The organism is Psychrobacter sp. TB20-MNA-CIBAN-0197 (genome assembly GCF_040309765.1).
Taxonomy (GTDB): Bacteria; Pseudomonadota; Gammaproteobacteria; order Pseudomonadales; family Moraxellaceae; genus Psychrobacter; species Psychrobacter submarinus.
This window is the reverse complement of record NZ_JBEOPC010000620.1, coordinates 1-271: the sequence shown is the minus strand read 5'-3', so window position 1 is coordinate 271 and position 271 is coordinate 1. Positions and strand designations below refer to the sequence as shown.

The 271-nt window shown below is 57.9% G+C and carries 1 protein-coding gene and 1 pseudogene; one reads left to right on the top strand and one right to left on the bottom strand.

Annotation, left to right across the window (positions count from 1 at the left end; all coding sequences use genetic code 11):
- Positions 1-200 (top strand): hypothetical protein (locus AAEY83_RS15235; protein ID WP_351060232.1); only part of this gene is annotated, 200 nt, incomplete at its 5' end.
- A gap of 9 nt (positions 201-209) precedes the next feature.
- Here the strand turns inward: AAEY83_RS15235 and AAEY83_RS15230 are convergent.
- Positions 210-260, bottom strand: a pseudogene (locus tag AAEY83_RS15230) (hypothetical protein); the annotation flags it as partial.
- Positions 261-271: the final 11 nt, after the last annotated feature.

Genomic DNA, 271 nt, shown 5'->3' with positions numbered 1-271 from the left:
ACACCGGTCAGGCCAAACATCAAAGCGCCAATATGCAGAGCGCCGAGGGCGGTACGCGGAGTCATTGCATTCCTTTTTTCAGGTTCAACTTCATGGGGCCATTGAACCGTGTCTCGGCCTGCAAGTCTGTCGGCAGGCTATCGTCTTTTGTCGCAGGAATCGCGCCGAAGATGTCCGGGCGACGAGCCGAACTCACGTAGGACTGCGGCCGAGAACGCACTCTGCGAGCTGTAACCGACGCGACTGGCTACTTCACCAATCGGTAACGCAG